The organism is Rhodococcus sp. NPDC058521 (genome assembly GCF_042719695.1).
Lineage (GTDB): Bacteria > Actinomycetota > Actinomycetes > Mycobacteriales > Mycobacteriaceae > Rhodococcus_F.
Window position 1 is genome coordinate 451,559 of record NZ_JBHXNL010000001.1, and the last position, 14,561, is coordinate 466,119.

The window sequence follows — 14,561 nt, forward strand, 5'->3', positions numbered from 1 at the left end:
TCCCCTAGCTCGCCGAGATATTGGGGTCGAAGGTGAAGATGACGTACGTGCCGAGGCCCATGATCAGGATCATCGAGACGACCAGGATCGTGTTGAGCCAGAAGCGCGTGGAGTCCTTGCGGGAGTAGTCCGCGATGATGGTCCGCAGGCCGTTGCCGCCGTGCAGTTGAGCCAGCCAGAGCATCGAAAGGTCCCAGAACTGCCAGAACGGGCTGGACCAACGGCCGGCCACGAAGGCGAAGTTGATCCGGTGCACACCCTCGTCGAGGAACAGCATGATGAACAGGTGACCGAAGACGAGGACGACCAGGGCCAGGCCGGAGAACCGCATGAACAGCCAGGCGTAGAGCTCGAAGTTGGTCTTGTTCTTGCGGCGCGGTGAGCGCGGGTTGTCCAGACTGGCCGGACGGTCGTACGAAGTGCCGAGCGTCTTGGCCTCGGCTCCATGAGTAGTCGCCATGTCAGTGCTCCGCAAACATGTTGTAGAAGATGCGTCCGGCGCCCGGGATCATCACCACGAACCAGATCGCAAGGATCACCCAGAGCATGAGGCGCTGGTACTGCGGTCCCTTGGACCAGAAGTCGACGAGCATCACGCGGATACCGTTGAGGGCGTGGTAGAGCACTGCCGCAACCAGCCCGATCTCCATCAGACCGACCAACGGGGTCTTGTAGGTATCGATGATGCTGTCGTACGTCTCGGGATTGACGCGCACCAACGCGGTATCCAGAACGTGTACAAAGAGGAAGAAGAAAGTCATCACGCCTGTGATCCGGTGCAAAACCCAGGACCACATGCCGGGATCGCCCCGGTAAAGCGACCGTGTGCGCTCCTTCTCCGGAGCGACTTCAGTCGTGCTACTCATCGAGTGCTGTGCCTCCAACGTCATTGGCGGACGCGTCGAGCCTGATGCAGTGTGGGAGTACCTCAGCTTGGACCCGACGAGATCCTGAACCGACTTCTCTGAACTCTAAACCCATCCGAATCCGGGGAACCAATTCGGCTCCGAATTCGGATGACCTCGTGGTATGCACTTAGGTTTGCCTGTCCATATCGACAACGCCGAAACGTGGCTTGTTCCTGCATCCATTCAGACGGCGTGATTGGATGGGCAACCATGGTGGAAGTCGACTGGAATATGTTGCGAGACAAGGCGCATGGTGCGAGTGGTGGTGCCTACGCGCCGTATTCGGGTTTTGCGGTCGGGGCGGCGGCGCTCGTGGACGATGGTCGAATCGTCCTGGGATGCAATGTGGAGAATGTCTCATACGGACTCACCCTCTGCGCCGAATGCGTACTGGTCGGTAACTTGTTTTCGGAGGGTGGCGGACATCTCGTCGCATTCACGTGCAGTGATTCCGAAGGCGGAATTCTCATGCCCTGCGGACGTTGTCGGCAACTTCTGTTCGAGCACGGTGGGGGCGAACTCGCGGTCGACCACCCGGACGGAGCCGTGCGCCTCGACGAGCTTCTGCCGGACGCCTTCGGGCCCGCACAGAAAGCGAGGATCGGCCGTGGCTGAGCGTGGAGCGCACGACGCGGTGTCGATCATCGCCGCCAAACGAGACGGACGAGAACTCGCACCAGCCCAGATCGACTGGGTCGTGGATGCCTTCACACGGGGCATCGTGGCGGACGAGCAGATGTCCGCACTCGCGATGGCGATCTACTTTCGCGGCATGACCCGGGACGAAGTGCGGCACTGGACCGACGCGATGATCGCCTCCGGCAAGCGGATGGACTTCTCCGGGATCGGGCGCCCCACTGTCGACAAGCATTCGACGGGTGGAGTTGGAGACAAGATCACGCTTCCGCTCGCCCCGCTGGTGGCAGCCTGCGGCGCGTCGGTACCCCAACTATCGGGGCGGGGCCTCGGGCACACCGGCGGCACCCTCGACAAACTCGAGTCCATTCCAGGGTGGCAGGCCGATCTCGGCGCCGACGACATGGTCGACATTCTCGCCGACCCGAAGATCGGGGCGGTCGTGTGCGCTGCGGGAGCGGATCTCGCTCCCGCCGACAAGCGCCTGTACGCGCTGCGTGACGTCACCGGAACGGTCGAATCGATTCCCCTGATCGCCAGTTCGATCATGAGCAAGAAGATCGCCGAGGGAACCGGCGCGCTGATTCTCGACGTCAAGGTCGGCGCCGGTGCCTTCATGAAGCAGCGGGACGATGCGTGCGAACTGGCACAGACGATGGTCGAACTCGGGGCCGGTGCCGGCCTGCACACGGTGGCGCTCCTCACCGCCATGGATGCCCCGCTCGGACGTACCGCGGGCAATGCCCTGGAAGTGCGCGAGGCGGTCGAGGTCCTGGCGGGTGGCGGACCGGCGGACATCGTCGAGCTGACCCTGGCCTTGGCACGGGAAATGCTCGACGCCGCGGGACTGAGCCACGTCGACCCCGAAGCGGCGTTGCGGGACGGCCGAGCGATGGATCGCTGGCGTTCGATGATCACGGCCCAGGGAGGTGATCCGAAGGCCGACCTCCCGGTGGCGCGGCACAACGAAGTCGTATACGCCGAGACCGACGGAGTCGTGACCGCTCTCGATGCGATGGACGTCGGTGTCGCTGCGTGGAAGCTGGGTGCCGGCCGGACCGTACAGGGCGAGAAGGTCCAGGCGGCTGCAGGTGTCGAACTCCACGCGAAGCCGGGTGACCGGGTGCGTGCAGAGTCACCACTCGCGACCCTGCACACCGACAGCCCGGAAAGGATGAATGTCGCCCGGGCCGCACTGGCCGACGCGTGGACGGTCCGCGACGAGACATCGGTGAACGCCGCGCCACTCGTCATCGAGCGAATCGGACCCGGCCGGGGTTAACGTCGAGGCATGACCGCTGTGGATCTGTCGGCCGTGCGCCGGGCGCCCAAGGTACTGCTGCACGATCATCTGGACGGGGGACTGAGGCCCTCGACGGTCCTCGAACTCGCCGAGGACTGCAATCACGTGCTGCCGGCGGACACGGAAGAAGGTGTCGCGCGATGGTTCCGAGAAGCAGCGGACAGCGGCTCGCTCGAGCTGTATCTCGAAACCTTCGCGCACACGGTTGCGGTCATGCAGACCCCGGACGGGCTACAGCGGGTGGCACGCGAGTGCGCCGAGGATCTGGCCGCGGACGGAGTGGTCTATGCCGAGATCCGGTTCGCCCCCGAACAACACCTGGACGAAGGCCTGACTCTCGACGAGGTCGTGGAGAACGTGTTGGTCGGATTCGAGCGAGGTTGCAGGGCGGCGCTCGACGACGGCCGAGTGATCCGCATCGGGGTGCTACTGACCGCCATGCGTCATGCGGCACGATCGCGCGAGATCGCCGAACTCGCCGTGCGATTCAGGGAGCACGGTGTGGTCGGCTTCGACATCGCCGGAGCGGAGGCAGGCAACCCGCCCAGTCGTCACCTCGACGCCTTCGAGTTCATGCGAGACCAGAACGCGCACTTCACGATCCACGCCGGTGAGGCGTTCGGGCTACCGTCGATTCATGAGGCGGTCGCATTCTGCGGCACCGACAGGCTCGGCCACGGAGTCCGTATCACAGACGACATCACCACACGCGACGATGGGACCGCCACGCTCGGACTGCTGGCGAGCTACGTGCGGGACAAGCGAATTCCGCTCGAACTCTGCCCGAGTTCCAACGTCCAGACCGGCGCGGTCGGCAGGCTCGAAGAGCATCCGTTCGATCTGCTCGCTCGGCTGCGCTTCCGCGTGACCGTCAACACCGACAACCGACTCATGAGCGAAACCAGCATGAGCGAGGAAATGCATCGTCTCGCCCAGACTTTCGGATACGGCTGGACCGACCTCGAACGGTTCACCATCAACGCCATGAAATCGGCGTTCATCCCGTTCGACGAGCGGCTGCAGATCATCGACGACGTGATCAAACCCGGGTTCGCCGTCCTCGTCGGCTGACCGGCGCCACGCTGGTTACTCGGGACGCAGCCGCGCCTCGAAGGCACGCTCGAGCTCACGCCACGATTCGGCCTCGTCGTCGAACGGCGCCGAAGGTGCCATGCGAGTCGGGTCCGGCTCGAGTACGAAAGAGACGTACCAGCCCAGCGGGGTGGAAACTGCGAGAGTGGACTCGACCGAATCGTCGTCGGCGAAATCCGCAGCGTCGGTGAACAGTTCGACTGCCAGATCCAGCTGGTCCGCATCGACCTGTTTGGGGCCTCCGGCCAGATCGTCCGCGAGGCCCGGAAGCACATAGACGTTCTCGTCGGTGACCTCGATGTCCAGCGAGCCGTCTACCGCAGCAACCCGAATATCGTCGTACGTACTGATCTGCGACAGATCATGATCCGAATTGTCCGCAAGGTAGCGCGCCAACGCACGTTCGGAGGAGAACACCGAGATCAGACCCTGACGGCCGAGGAAGATCGCATCGTCGTCGAGGTAGCACCGAAGCGTGAAGTACGTTTCCGAGGACGTGATGATCTTGATCGGATCGACTCCGACCGAAGTCCAGAACGTTTCTTCGAACTCATCGTCGTCCTCGACCTCGTTGTCGTCGTCGCTCTCGTCGAGATCGAGCGGGACGAACTCGTCGTCGGTGTCGGATTCGTCGGCAGCATCGTCGATGTCGACCGTGTTCTCGTCGGCGGCAACCAACTCCGCTTCGGCGACCGATACTGCTTCCGCGTCCACCTCTGGAGTGGCAATCACGCCGTCGACGGCGTCGAGGACGTCGTCCCAGCCCTTGGCGATCGCGGACCCGATCTGCGTCCAGAGCTCTTCGCCGTCGCGCCCCTGGAATGCGGATGTCCCGGACGGCAACGCGCCGAATGCGGGGTTGGAACCGAAGAACTTGAGGACCGGAGCCAGCTCGCACACCTCGCCGATGTTGCGAACCATGTTGAGGGTGTCTTCGAGCTCACTGATCGTGAGTGTGTCCGGGTCGCCGGCGGCCAGTTCCGGCACTCCGACGAGATCGAAGGAGAAGTTTTCGTCCGGTTCCAACTCGGCTGCGGACAACCCGGCCACGACTTTCCACGCGGGGTGGTCGACGAGGTCGTTGTCGTCGTTCGTCCGGATGAACGCTGCCAGTTCTGCGACCGATTCGAATCCGTAGAGATCTTCTTCGTGACCCAGAAATGCTTCCCACTCGTCGTCACCTTCGCGCCAGCGGGGTGCCCACAGGGTTACGAGGTCGCCGTCGGTGAGACCGAGTTCGATCGGCACGATGTCTCCAGCCATGGCGGGAAGCCTATCTAGCTCGAGCGCAAAGATATAGCCGGGTCATGCCTCTGGATTCTCGAAAGAGTTCTGCAGTCGGGTGAGAACCTGCATGCGCTGCTCCGATGCGAGCGTTGCCGCTGCCTGTGAAGTTTCTGTGACCAGGGATGCCACGGTACGTGCGTCGAGTTTGGTGACCGACTCGTTCATCCACAGGCCGACGAGGGTGCCGTTGCCGTCGACTTCCGCGGTGACGTCGTCGTCCTTGCTCGTCGCGCGCGCCTTGATGTTGTGCAGGCCTGCGAGCGCATCCTCGAGCAGGTTGACCTGCGCGGTCGCGCGGCCGACTATCGCATCCATCTGGTTTTCACTCATACCGGTCGCATCCAACTCGTCGGGCCGTGTTCTTCTTCGTCTTGGCGTAGCTGTGCGTCGGCAACCTCGGCGCGGGTGGGCAGCCCCAACCGATCGAGGACGTCCTTCGGCATGCCGTCCCGCTCGAGTTCGGTGCGTCGTCGGGCTCCTGCTTCCATCGCCGACCGCTGGCACAGTTCGAGGATCTCGTCGGCGAGCCGCTGAGCGTCGTAGCGCAGTTCACGAGGATCGATACGAACTTCGAGGGGGAGTCCCTGCTCGGTGGTGCGCACCGACACGGTGCCGGAGCGGTTGCTGACAGCGGCGGTGGCGCCTGCCGGTGGTGGGGTGGGAGGGAACATGTTTCCTGTCATTCGGTCGGACGGTAGAAGCCTTTGAAGCCCATGCCGCTGTTGGTGGTGCGGATCGGGCCTACCTGGACGGGGTCGCCTGCCTCGACGAGCTGACCGTTGCCGATCACCATCGCCACGTGGCCGTCCCAGATGGCGAGATCGCCGGGCATGAGGTCGCCTGCGTCGACGGCGGAGCCCACGTTCTGTTCCTGAGCCAGGCGTGGGATCTCGACTCCGGACTCGCCGTACGCCCACTGGGTCAGACCGCTGCAGTCCAGACCTTCGTTGGGAGTGGTGCCGCCCCACACGTAGGGCACACCCTGCTGTGAGAGCGCGTTGCGAACGGCCTCCGCAGCTTCCTTGTTGGGTGCGACCGCGGTACTGCCGTCGGGAAGCACGACCTCGACGCCCTCGCCGCCGGCGGCGTCACGGTCGCGATCGGAACTCTTGTCACCGAGCAGTGAGTCGGCGCCACCGCGCGAACTGCGTGAGCCGAACGATTTGCTGCTGCCGCCGGAACCACCACTCATCAGCCCGGAGATGGACTGGGTACCCGAATTGGCGGCGCTCGACACAGTCTTGGTCACCGCATCGGAACCCGCGCTCGCCGCGGACGTGGGCGCGGTTGCAGCGGCCGACGAGGTGGACGCGGGCGCCGCATCCTCGGGGACGTGCTCGGCAGGAGTGAGGGCGGTCATCTTCGCGGTCTCTGCGCTCAACTCGGCACGTACCCGGCCGACAACGACGAGCGCCTGGCCGAGGTGCTCGACGGCGGCGGCGATGATCATCGCCTGACCGGGTGGGGTGGCGAGGGTGGGACCTGCCGCGACCGCGATGTTGACGAACGACTGCAGGATGCCCTGGAGTTCTGCCATTCCGGCCCGAACGATCTCGGATGCGTCGGCGACCACGGTCGCGATGTCGTTACCGCGATCGGAAACGCCGACCGAGGACTTCTGCACCTGCTCGGCCTTGTCGATGGCGGCGGTGCCCGCCTCGGATTGCCAGGCGCCACTGACGTTGCCGATACCGACCTTGCCCGTGGAATGCACCGAGTCGATCGCGGACGACGAGAAGCGCAGTGCGTCAGCCGGATTGCCGGCGGGCAGAACGCCACTGCCGAACGTTTCCAGCAGGCTCATGAGGGGACGGGTGAGGAGATCGATGGGAATCATGATCAGGTCAGCTCCGATCCGACGGCCCCGAGCCCCGCGGCGTTGCTCGTCTCGGTTGCGACGTAACCGGCGGCGTTGACGCCGGCCGCGGTACTGATACTTCCGAGGACGCCGGACAACTCCGCGATCGATGCGGTGTGCGCCGCATGGGCTGTGGCGAACGCGGCCACGAAATCACCCCCGATGAGGCCGAACACCGGGCCGAGAAGCATCGGGCCCGCCGCGGCGGCCCCCGCTGCTGCCGCAGTCATCTCGGCGGCCATCGAAGCAGCCGTTGCACCGAACGCCGTCACGCCGTCGGTCGACACCGATAGGTCGGTCATGTGAATCCCCCGGTCGAATTGATCGTCTCACTCTATTGGACGCCGATCACGTCGGTTCGGTTCCACCCCGGTTCAACCCCCTGCGGTTGCCCTCCGGCGTGACCGACACGCACGATCAGACCGACGATATCGTCGTCCCCGGACGAGATTCTGCCGCACGTCCGATTATTCTTCGATCATGAACACGCACGTTGTCGACCATCCATTGGCGGCGGCCCTGCTGACCACGATGCGAGACTCACGCAGCGACAATGCCACATTCCGCGCCTCACTACGCAGACTGACGCACATGCTCGTGTACGAGGCCATGCGCGAGGCCCCCGTCGAACACTTCGACGTCGAGACCCCGGTCGCGGTGGCCGATGGCGTCCGATTGTCGAATCCGCCACTCCTGGTGCCCGTGCTCCGAGCCGGACTCGGCATGGTCGAGCAGGCCAGCGCGCTCGTTCCGCAGGGGCGGGTCGGATTCGTGGGTATGGCACGTGACGAACAGACCCACCAGCCGGTGCCCTATCTGGAATCGCTACCGGCCGACCTCTCGGGCATGCCGGTGTACGTACTCGATCCGATGCTGGCGACCGGTGGCTCGATGGTGCACACCATCGACCTTCTCGCCGCGCGCGGCGCAACCGACATCACCGCCGTGTGCGTCGTCGCTGCACCCGAGGGCGTCGCCGCATTGGAGAATTCCAATCATTCCGTGCGCCTGATCACCGCGACCGTGGACCAGGGGCTCGACGAGAACGCCTTCATCGTTCCCGGCCTCGGAGACGCGGGGGACCGCCAGTTCGGTCCACGGTGAACACGTCACTCGTCCTCGGGGTGGCGTGGCCGTCGACCGAGGGGGACCCCCGCCTGCGCGTTCTCGACGTGTCGACGCAGCAGGTCGAGAACATCGACCTGCGCGGCGCCCGGATCGGTTTCGAGGTTCTCGGTACGGGTCGTTGGTGCACCGGTCGCGTCGCGTTCGGCGCGGACGGACGATCCGAGTACGTGGCGTGTCCGAAGCAGTCCCCGGTGGAGGCCGGGTCTCGGTGCGCCGAATGCGAGACGAAGGACGACTTCCGCTTCGTGCACACGATTCACCGCAGCGGATTCGTTTCCGGCGGCCTCGAGAAGCACGTGATGCAGCCGCACTGGCTGTACATCGCCACTTTCGCCAATGGTGTCCACAAGGTCGGAACCGCGGCGAACACACGCAAATGGGGCCGGCTCGCCGAGCAGGGCGCCATCTGTGCGCACTACGTTGCTTGGGCATCCGACGGCAAGGTGATCAGGGTTCTCGAGGACCGGGTGACGGACGAGTTGCAGGTACGCCAGGCCGTGCGGTCGTCGGCCAAGGCTGCGGCGCTCGCGTTGCCCGTCGACTCGGCTCGACTCGAGGACTCCACCGCGTCGTTGGCGCAACGTGTCCGCGACATGCTCGTCCCGGAACCCGAAGACTCGACCTTCCACACCGTGAACGAAACGTGGCGGGTCGCGGGGCTACGCGAGCTGTCGGTCGGCAACAGGATCGAGTACCCGAACGAGCTGACTTCGGGTGCGCACGGGTTCACCGTGGACGCTTGTGTGGGCCAGGCGGCCGTTGCCCGGATCGGAGACGTGTCGTACGTCGTCGATTTCACCCGGTTGAAGGGGCGGCGGGTCCGATTCGGCGAGTACTCGTCGACACTGCCCGCGGTCCAGTCCGCCCTGTTCTGAGGCGCGGTTCGGCGAATCAGAGCCCTCGGGCGAACGTTCCGAGCTCGCCGAGGATCGCTTCCGCTTCCGCGCGGTCGTCCGGAAGCGTCGCGCGGCGCGCGACGGGGACGATCGCTTCGAGGTAGGCCTTCAGCTTGGGCTCCGTTCCGGAGGGGCGCACGATGACGCGGATTCCGTCGCCCACCAGTTCCACCGCATCCGTTCGGAGCGGGCCGCGCACGGCCAGGTGGTCCACCGTCGTGACGGCCCGGCCTGCCAACGTGGCCGGCGGGTCGGCGCGCACACGTGTCATCACCGCGGCGATGTCCGCGAGATCGTCCACTCGCTTGGACACCTGGGCTGCCGCATGAACCCCGAACTCGACGGCCAGATCGTCGAGAGCATCCAGCAGGGTGGTGCCTCGTGTTCGTAGGGCAGCGGTGAGGTCGGCGACGACCACGGCGGCGGAGATCCCGTCCTTGTCGCGCACGAAGGTCGGGTCGACGCAGTGGCCGATCGCTTCTTCGTACGCATAGACCAGACCGTCTCCGGCACGCACGAGCCATTTGAAACCGGTCAGGGTGCGTGCGTAACGAGCACCGCGTGCCAGAGCCAGCGCCGACATCAGTTGCGACGAGACGATGGTGTTGGCCACCAACGAGTTCGGCGGCGCCGACGAGAGCAGGTGGTCCGCCAGCAGCGCCCCGGTCTCGTCTCCGGTGAGCATGCGCCAACCTCGGGGCCCCGGTACTCCGACGGCACATCGGTCCGCGTCCGGGTCGAGAGCGATCGCGATGTCGGCCTCGACGTTCGCGGCCAGGGAGAGAAGGGCGTCCGTGGTCCCCGGTTCTTCCGGATTGGGGAACGGGGCCGTGGGGAAGTCCGGATCCGGTTCGAACTGGGACGTGACGACGTGGACGTCGTCGAAACCGGCCGCGTGAAGGGCCGCGACGCAGGTGGCGCCGCCCACCCCGTGCATGGCGGTGAGTGCAATTCGAACGGAACGGTCGACACGGATGGGCAACGACCGGACGCGTTCGAGGTACTTGTCGATCAATCCGTCGTCGGCGGGAGTGACCGGTGTGCGGGGCACGGTCGCCGCCGGCCCGACGCCGGCGATTGCCGCCTCGATCTCGCGGTCGGCCGGTGGAATCAGCTGTGCCCCACCGGACAGGTACACCTTGTAACCGTTGTCGGGGGCCGGGTTGTGGGAGGCCGTTATCTGTACCCCGGCAACTGCGCCGAGGTGCCGCACGGCGAAGGCGACTATCGGGGTGGGAAGCGGGCGGGGGAGTAGCACCACCTCGAATCCGGCTGCCGCGAAGACCTCTGCCGTGGCAGTTGCGAACTTCTCCGAACCGTGGCGAGCGTCGCGTCCGACCACGACCGTGCCGCCGCCGAGGCAGCGCTCGCGTAGCCACGAGACGATTGCTGCAGTGGTGCGCACCACGACGGCGGTGTTCATACCGTTCGGGCCGGCGCGGAGCGGTCCCCGCAGTCCAGCGGTTCCGAAAGCCAGTGTGTCGGCGAACCATTCCTGCAGTTCGTCATCGGTGGCAGCCCTGAGGTGATCGCGGGTGTCCGCATCCGGATCGCCCTCGATCCAGGCGTCGACCCGTTGTCGAATACTCGAATCGAGGCTCACAGTCGAGACACCAATTGCCTGAGAAGGTCACCCATTCGCTCTGCGGATGCTTGCCCTGCGGCGAGTACCTCCTCGTGATTCAGCGGCTCTCCGGTGATGCCCGCAGCGGCGTTGGTGACGAGCGACATTCCGAGTACGCGAGCGCCGCGGGCACGGGCTGCGATCGTCTCGTGAACGGTGGACATGCCGACCAGGTCGGCGCCGAGGGTGCGCAGCATCCTGATCTCGGCCGGGGTCTCGTAGTGCGGTCCGGGCAGTCCCGCGTACACGCCCTCCTCGAGAGTCGGGTCGATGTCGCGGGCGATTGCGCGCAGTTCGGGGGCGTAGGCGTCCACCAGATCGACGAACTCTGCCCCACTCAGCGGTGAGCGAGCCGTGAGATTGAGGTGATCGCTGATGAGAACGGGCTGTCCCACCGAGTACTCGGGACGGATGCCGCCGGCCGCGTTGGTGAGGACGACCGTGTCCGCGCCGGCTGCGATCGCCGCACGCACGGGATGAACCACGCGATCCAACTCGTGCCCTTCGTACGCGTGGGTGCGTCCGAGGAGGACGAGCACGTGGTTGTCGCCGACCGTCACGGACCGCACCGTCCCCGAATGCCCGGCTGCGGACGGTGGTGCGAAACCGGGGAGCTCGCTCACCGGGATCTCGGCGTCGGGGGTCCCGATCCGGTCTGCCGCAGCCTGCCAGCCGGAACCGAGGACGACGGCGATCGAGTGCTTCTCGCGGCCGGTGCGCTCTGCGATCGCGGTGGCCGCGGCATCATGCGTTCCCATGGGGCGTTAGTCTTCCATCCATGCCTTATCTCGAGCGTGACGGTGACGTATTCATCCTGTATCTCGGCAACGAGGGGGAGACGGACAACGAGAACCGTTTCCACCCGGACTGGGTCGACGCGGTGCATGCCGAGCTCGACAAGGTCGAGTCGCACGAGGGCCCCGCAGCCCTCGTGACCACGGCGACCGGCAAGTTCTACTCCAACGGCCTGGACACCACGTACATCTTCGCGAACCTCGAGGATCTCCCTGCGTACCTGGACAAGGTCCACACCGTGTACAGCAGGTTGCTCGCCTTCCCGATGACGACGATCGCGGCCGTGCAGGGCCATGCCTTCGGCGCCGGCGCCATGTTCGCTTCGGCGCACGACTTCCGGGTGATGCGCGGCGACCGCGGGTTCTATTGCCTCCCCGAGGTGACGCTGAACATGCCGTTCACCGTCGGAATGTCCGCGTTGCTCAACTCGCGGCTCCCCAAGCAGACAGCGGTCGAGGCAATGGTGACGGGTCGTCGATTCGGCGGCCACGACGCTGTTGCGGCCGGAATCGCGGACACAGCGGTGGACGGCGGCCAGGTCCTCTCTTCGGCAGTCGAGCGCGCAGGTGCGCTGACCGCGACCCGTAGCGACAACCTCGTCGGGATCAAGAAGGGCATCCACGCCGACGTTCTGACCGCGCTCGCGACCGTGACGGACAAGAGCAACTTCAGCTTCGGCGGGTGAGAGAATGAGCTCGTGAAATCGGATGTGGATGCGGCAATTCGGTCTGCCGAGGCGGACCTGATCGAGTTGTCCCATTCGATCCATCGTGAGCCGGAGCTGGCATTCGAAGAGTTTCGCAGTGCCGAGAAGATCACGGATCTGCTGAAGCAGCGCGGATTCGAGGTGACGAGCCGTACCGCCGGCCTCCCGACCGCGTTCGAGGCGAGCTACGGCAGCGGTGATCTGGTGATCGCCGTGTGTGCCGAGTACGACGCGTTGCCGGAGATCGGCCACGCGTGCGGTCACAACATCATCGCAGCCTCGGCGGTGGGTGCCGGTATCGGTCTCGCTGCGGTCGCCGACCGGCTCGACATCACTGTTCGAGTCGTGGGAACTCCGGCCGAGGAGAGCGGCGGCGGCAAGGTCGTGATGCTCGAACACGGTGTCTTCGACGACGTCGCGGCTGCTGTCATGGTTCATCCAGGACCGATCGACATCGTGGGTGCGACGTCGCTGGCGCTGTCGGACATCGCGGTCACGTTCACCGGTAGGGAAGCGCACGCATCGGCCGCCCCGGAGTTCGGTCGGAACGCGGCAGATGCGGCAACGGTGGCGCAGGTCGCTGTCGGGTTGTTGCGTCAGCACCTTGCACCGGGTACTCAGATCCACGGAATCGTCAGCGCGGGCGGTACCGCTCCGAACATCGTGCCGGCGCATTCGGAATTGCTGTACTACCTGCGCGCGGAGTCCTCACAGGCTCTCTCCGAGCTCACCGAACGGGCCGACGCGTGCTTCGCTGCCGGTGCGCTGGCAACCGGCTGCACGCACAGCATCAGAACCGTGTCGCCGACGTACGCGGAGCTGACACCCGACCCGTGGCTCACCGACGCGTACCGGGAGGTGCTTACCGGACTCGGTCGGACCCCGTTGCCCGTCGAATGGGAACGGGCACGTCCGTTGGGGAGCACCGATATGGGCAACGTCACCAAACTGGTGCCCGGCATTCACCCTGTCATCGGGCTGGATTCGGCCGGCGCCGTCACTCATCAGCCGCAGTTCACGAAGGCGTGCATTACCGAATCCGCCGACCGCGCGGTGCTCGATGGGGCACGCGCACTCGCCGAAACCGTGATGCGGGCGGCCACCGACGACGGGCAGAGACAACGACTGCTGGAAGGAGTCGATGCTCGGTGAACGCGGCAGTCGACAAATGGATTCGGACCCACACGGAGGATCTCGTTCAGTGGCGCCGGCACATCCATGCCAATCCCGAACTGGCTCGACGCGAGTACGCGACCACCGAATTCGTGGCCACGCGGCTCGCGGCCGCCGGTCTGGCGCCGCAGGTTCTGCCCAAGGGCACCGGCCTGACCTGTGACATCGGCCCCACCACCGGGTCTCGGATCGCCCTCCGTGCGGACATCGACGCACTACCGTTGCAGGAGCTGACGGGTGCGACGTACTCGTCGACGGTTCCCGGGGTGTCGCATGCGTGTGGGCACGATGCGCACACCACGATCCTGTTGGGAACCGCGCTCGCGCTGAGCGAGATCCCAGATCTTCCCGTGGGCGTGCGGTTGGTGTTCCAGCCGGCCGAAGAAGTGATGCCCGGCGGAGCACTCGACGTGGTCGCAGCCGGTCGGCTCGAGGATGTGTCACGAATCTTCGCGCTGCACTGCGATCCACGCCTGGAAGCAGGCCGGGTCGGCGTACGACTCGGTGCCATCACCTCGGCCGCGGACACCGTCGAGCTGGTGCTCGAGTCGGCGGGCGGGCACACGTCGAGGCCACACCTGACTGCGGATCTCGTGCACGCTCTCGGCACGGTCGTGACCGGACTCCCTGGAATGCTCAGCCGGCGAATCGACCCCCGCACCAGCACGGTGATGGTGTGGGGTGCGGTCAATGCGGGCCAGGCCCCCAACGCGATTCCGCAGACCGGCATGCTGGCCGGCACCGTTCGGACCGGTGACCACGCGACGTGGGAGCTGCTCGAACCGCTGGTTCGGGAAATCGTGCACGGTCTGCTCGCACCGACCGGGGTCGGTTACCAGCTCGACTATCGACGTGGGGTTCCCCCGGTCGTCAACGACGAGGTGTCCACCCGGATGTTCGAGGATGCGATTCGTGCGGTCGGGCCGAACGCTCTCGCCGACACCCCGCAGTCGGGTGGTGGCGAGGACTTCTCCTGGTATCTCGAAGAGGTGCCGGGTGCGATGGCGCGTCTCGGTGTCTGGTCGGGCGAGGGGGAGCAGCGCGACATTCACCAGCCCACGTTCGATCTCGACGAACGCGCGCTGGAAGTGGGTGTGCGTGTGCTCACCGGCCTCGCGCTCGGTGGGAGCGATCCGGGCGGGAGCTAGAGCTGCG

General features: G+C 65.7%; 17 protein-coding genes. 8 read left to right on the plus strand and 9 right to left on the minus strand.

The window, feature by feature from the left end; translation table 11 throughout:
* Positions 1-4: 4 nt before the first annotated feature.
* On the minus strand, positions 5-460 hold the full coding sequence (locus tag ACFWO3_RS02100; protein WP_378573184.1) for a succinate dehydrogenase hydrophobic membrane anchor subunit: 456 nt from the start codon (positions 458-460) through the stop codon (positions 5-7).
* A gap of 1 nt (position 461) precedes the next feature.
* Complete coding sequence (gene sdhC, locus ACFWO3_RS02105) at positions 462-866, minus strand: succinate dehydrogenase, cytochrome b556 subunit (RefSeq protein ID WP_378573187.1); 405 nt, start codon at positions 864-866, stop codon at positions 462-464.
* A 252-nt stretch (positions 867-1,118) separates the two neighbouring features.
* On the opposite strand from sdhC, the gene ACFWO3_RS02110 reads away from it, so the two are divergent.
* The 3 genes from ACFWO3_RS02110 to ACFWO3_RS02120 are packed head-to-tail and all read left to right on the plus strand — an operon-like array spanning position 1,119 to position 3,918.
* The gene (locus ACFWO3_RS02110) at positions 1,119-1,523 is read left to right on the plus strand and encodes a cytidine deaminase (RefSeq protein WP_378573190.1); all 405 of its coding nucleotides are present in this window, start codon (positions 1,119-1,121) and stop codon (positions 1,521-1,523) included.
* Positions 1,516-2,826, plus strand: a complete 1,311-nt coding sequence (locus ACFWO3_RS02115; protein WP_378573192.1) for a thymidine phosphorylase — start codon at positions 1,516-1,518, stop codon at positions 2,824-2,826. Before ACFWO3_RS02110 ends, ACFWO3_RS02115 begins: the two co-directional genes overlap by 8 nt.
* Before the next feature lie 9 nt (positions 2,827-2,835).
* Complete coding sequence (locus tag ACFWO3_RS02120; RefSeq protein WP_378573194.1) at positions 2,836-3,918, plus strand: adenosine deaminase; 1,083 nt, start codon at positions 2,836-2,838, stop codon at positions 3,916-3,918.
* Between the two features lie 15 nt (positions 3,919-3,933).
* Here ACFWO3_RS02120 and ACFWO3_RS02125 read toward each other — a convergent pair whose 3' ends face one another.
* Genes ACFWO3_RS02125 through ACFWO3_RS02145 form a run of 5 tightly spaced genes read right to left on the minus strand, consistent with a single transcriptional unit; the run spans position 3,934 to position 7,386 of the window.
* Positions 3,934-5,202, minus strand: coding sequence for a primosomal protein (locus tag ACFWO3_RS02125; protein WP_378573196.1), 1,269 nt, complete (start codon positions 5,200-5,202; stop codon positions 3,934-3,936).
* 42 nt (positions 5,203-5,244) lie between these two features.
* Entirely contained in the window at positions 5,245-5,556 is a 312-nt protein-coding gene (locus tag ACFWO3_RS02130) for a YbaB/EbfC family nucleoid-associated protein (RefSeq protein WP_378573198.1), read from the minus strand.
* Positions 5,553-5,897, minus strand: coding sequence for a hypothetical protein (locus ACFWO3_RS02135; RefSeq protein ID WP_378573972.1), 345 nt, complete (start codon positions 5,895-5,897; stop codon positions 5,553-5,555). The genes ACFWO3_RS02130 and ACFWO3_RS02135 overlap by 4 nt, the downstream gene beginning before the upstream one ends.
* Before the next feature lie 8 nt (positions 5,898-5,905).
* A complete protein-coding gene (locus tag ACFWO3_RS02140) occupies positions 5,906-7,063 on the minus strand; it encodes a C40 family peptidase (RefSeq protein ID WP_378573200.1) in 1,158 nt (385 codons plus the stop codon).
* A gap of 2 nt (positions 7,064-7,065) precedes the next feature.
* Entirely contained in the window at positions 7,066-7,386 is a 321-nt protein-coding gene (locus ACFWO3_RS02145; RefSeq protein ID WP_378573202.1) for a type VII secretion target, read from the minus strand.
* A gap of 178 nt (positions 7,387-7,564) precedes the next feature.
* Between ACFWO3_RS02145 and upp the strand changes: the two genes are divergently transcribed.
* A complete protein-coding gene (upp, locus tag ACFWO3_RS02150; RefSeq protein ID WP_378573205.1) occupies positions 7,565-8,188 on the plus strand; it encodes a uracil phosphoribosyltransferase in 624 nt (207 codons plus the stop codon).
* Positions 8,185-9,087, plus strand: coding sequence for a DUF2797 domain-containing protein (locus tag ACFWO3_RS02155; protein WP_378573207.1), 903 nt, complete (start codon positions 8,185-8,187; stop codon positions 9,085-9,087). Before upp ends, ACFWO3_RS02155 begins: the two co-directional genes overlap by 4 nt.
* A gap of 16 nt (positions 9,088-9,103) precedes the next feature.
* On the opposite strand, the gene ACFWO3_RS02160 is transcribed toward ACFWO3_RS02155, so the two are convergent.
* Both ACFWO3_RS02160 and ACFWO3_RS02165 read right to left on the minus strand, forming a co-directional pair.
* Entirely contained in the window at positions 9,104-10,693 is a 1,590-nt protein-coding gene (locus tag ACFWO3_RS02160) for a phospho-sugar mutase (RefSeq protein ID WP_378573975.1), read from the minus strand.
* A gap of 14 nt (positions 10,694-10,707) precedes the next feature.
* Complete coding sequence (locus tag ACFWO3_RS02165; RefSeq protein ID WP_378573209.1) at positions 10,708-11,490, minus strand: purine-nucleoside phosphorylase; 783 nt, start codon at positions 11,488-11,490, stop codon at positions 10,708-10,710.
* Between the two features lie 20 nt (positions 11,491-11,510).
* On the opposite strand from ACFWO3_RS02165, the gene ACFWO3_RS02170 reads away from it, so the two are divergent.
* Genes ACFWO3_RS02170 through ACFWO3_RS02180 form a run of 3 tightly spaced genes read left to right on the plus strand, consistent with a single transcriptional unit; the run spans position 11,511 to position 14,554 of the window.
* Positions 11,511-12,212 carry an enoyl-CoA hydratase-related protein gene (locus ACFWO3_RS02170; RefSeq protein WP_378573211.1) on the plus strand — a complete coding sequence of 234 codons (702 nt, stop codon included), beginning with the start codon at positions 11,511-11,513 and terminating at the stop codon, positions 12,210-12,212.
* A 12-nt stretch (positions 12,213-12,224) separates the two neighbouring features.
* Positions 12,225-13,385, plus strand: coding sequence for a M20 family metallopeptidase (locus ACFWO3_RS02175; protein ID WP_378573213.1), 1,161 nt, complete (start codon positions 12,225-12,227; stop codon positions 13,383-13,385).
* Positions 13,382-14,554 (plus strand): M20 family metallopeptidase, encoded by a 1,173-nt coding sequence (locus ACFWO3_RS02180; protein WP_378573215.1) that lies wholly within the window; start codon positions 13,382-13,384, stop codon positions 14,552-14,554. The genes ACFWO3_RS02175 and ACFWO3_RS02180 overlap by 4 nt, the downstream gene beginning before the upstream one ends.
* Positions 14,555-14,561: the final 7 nt, after the last annotated feature.

Coding starts and splice junctions, on each gene's coding strand:
- upp (WP_378573205.1), top strand. CDS start 7,565: ATGAACACGCACGTTGTCGACCATCCATTGGCGGCGGCCCTGCTGACC.
- ACFWO3_RS02145 (WP_378573202.1), bottom strand. CDS start 7,386: ATGACCGACCTATCGGTGTCGACCGACGGCGTGACGGCGTTCGGTGCA.
- ACFWO3_RS02130 (WP_378573198.1), bottom strand. CDS start 5,556: ATGAGTGAAAACCAGATGGATGCGATAGTCGGCCGCGCGACCGCGCAG.
- sdhC (WP_378573187.1), bottom strand. CDS start 866: ATGAGTAGCACGACTGAAGTCGCTCCGGAGAAGGAGCGCACACGGTCG.
- ACFWO3_RS02125 (WP_378573196.1), bottom strand. CDS start 5,202: ATGGCTGGAGACATCGTGCCGATCGAACTCGGTCTCACCGACGGCGAC.
- ACFWO3_RS02170 (WP_378573211.1), top strand. CDS start 11,511: ATGCCTTATCTCGAGCGTGACGGTGACGTATTCATCCTGTATCTCGGC.
- ACFWO3_RS02120 (WP_378573194.1), top strand. CDS start 2,836: ATGACCGCTGTGGATCTGTCGGCCGTGCGCCGGGCGCCCAAGGTACTG.
- ACFWO3_RS02100 (WP_378573184.1), bottom strand. CDS start 460: ATGGCGACTACTCATGGAGCCGAGGCCAAGACGCTCGGCACTTCGTAC.
- ACFWO3_RS02140 (WP_378573200.1), bottom strand. CDS start 7,063: ATGATTCCCATCGATCTCCTCACCCGTCCCCTCATGAGCCTGCTGGAA.
- ACFWO3_RS02165 (WP_378573209.1), bottom strand. CDS start 11,490: ATGGGAACGCATGATGCCGCGGCCACCGCGATCGCAGAGCGCACCGGC.
- ACFWO3_RS02110 (WP_378573190.1), top strand. CDS start 1,119: ATGGTGGAAGTCGACTGGAATATGTTGCGAGACAAGGCGCATGGTGCG.
- ACFWO3_RS02135 (WP_378573972.1), bottom strand. CDS start 5,897: ATGTTCCCTCCCACCCCACCACCGGCAGGCGCCACCGCCGCTGTCAGC.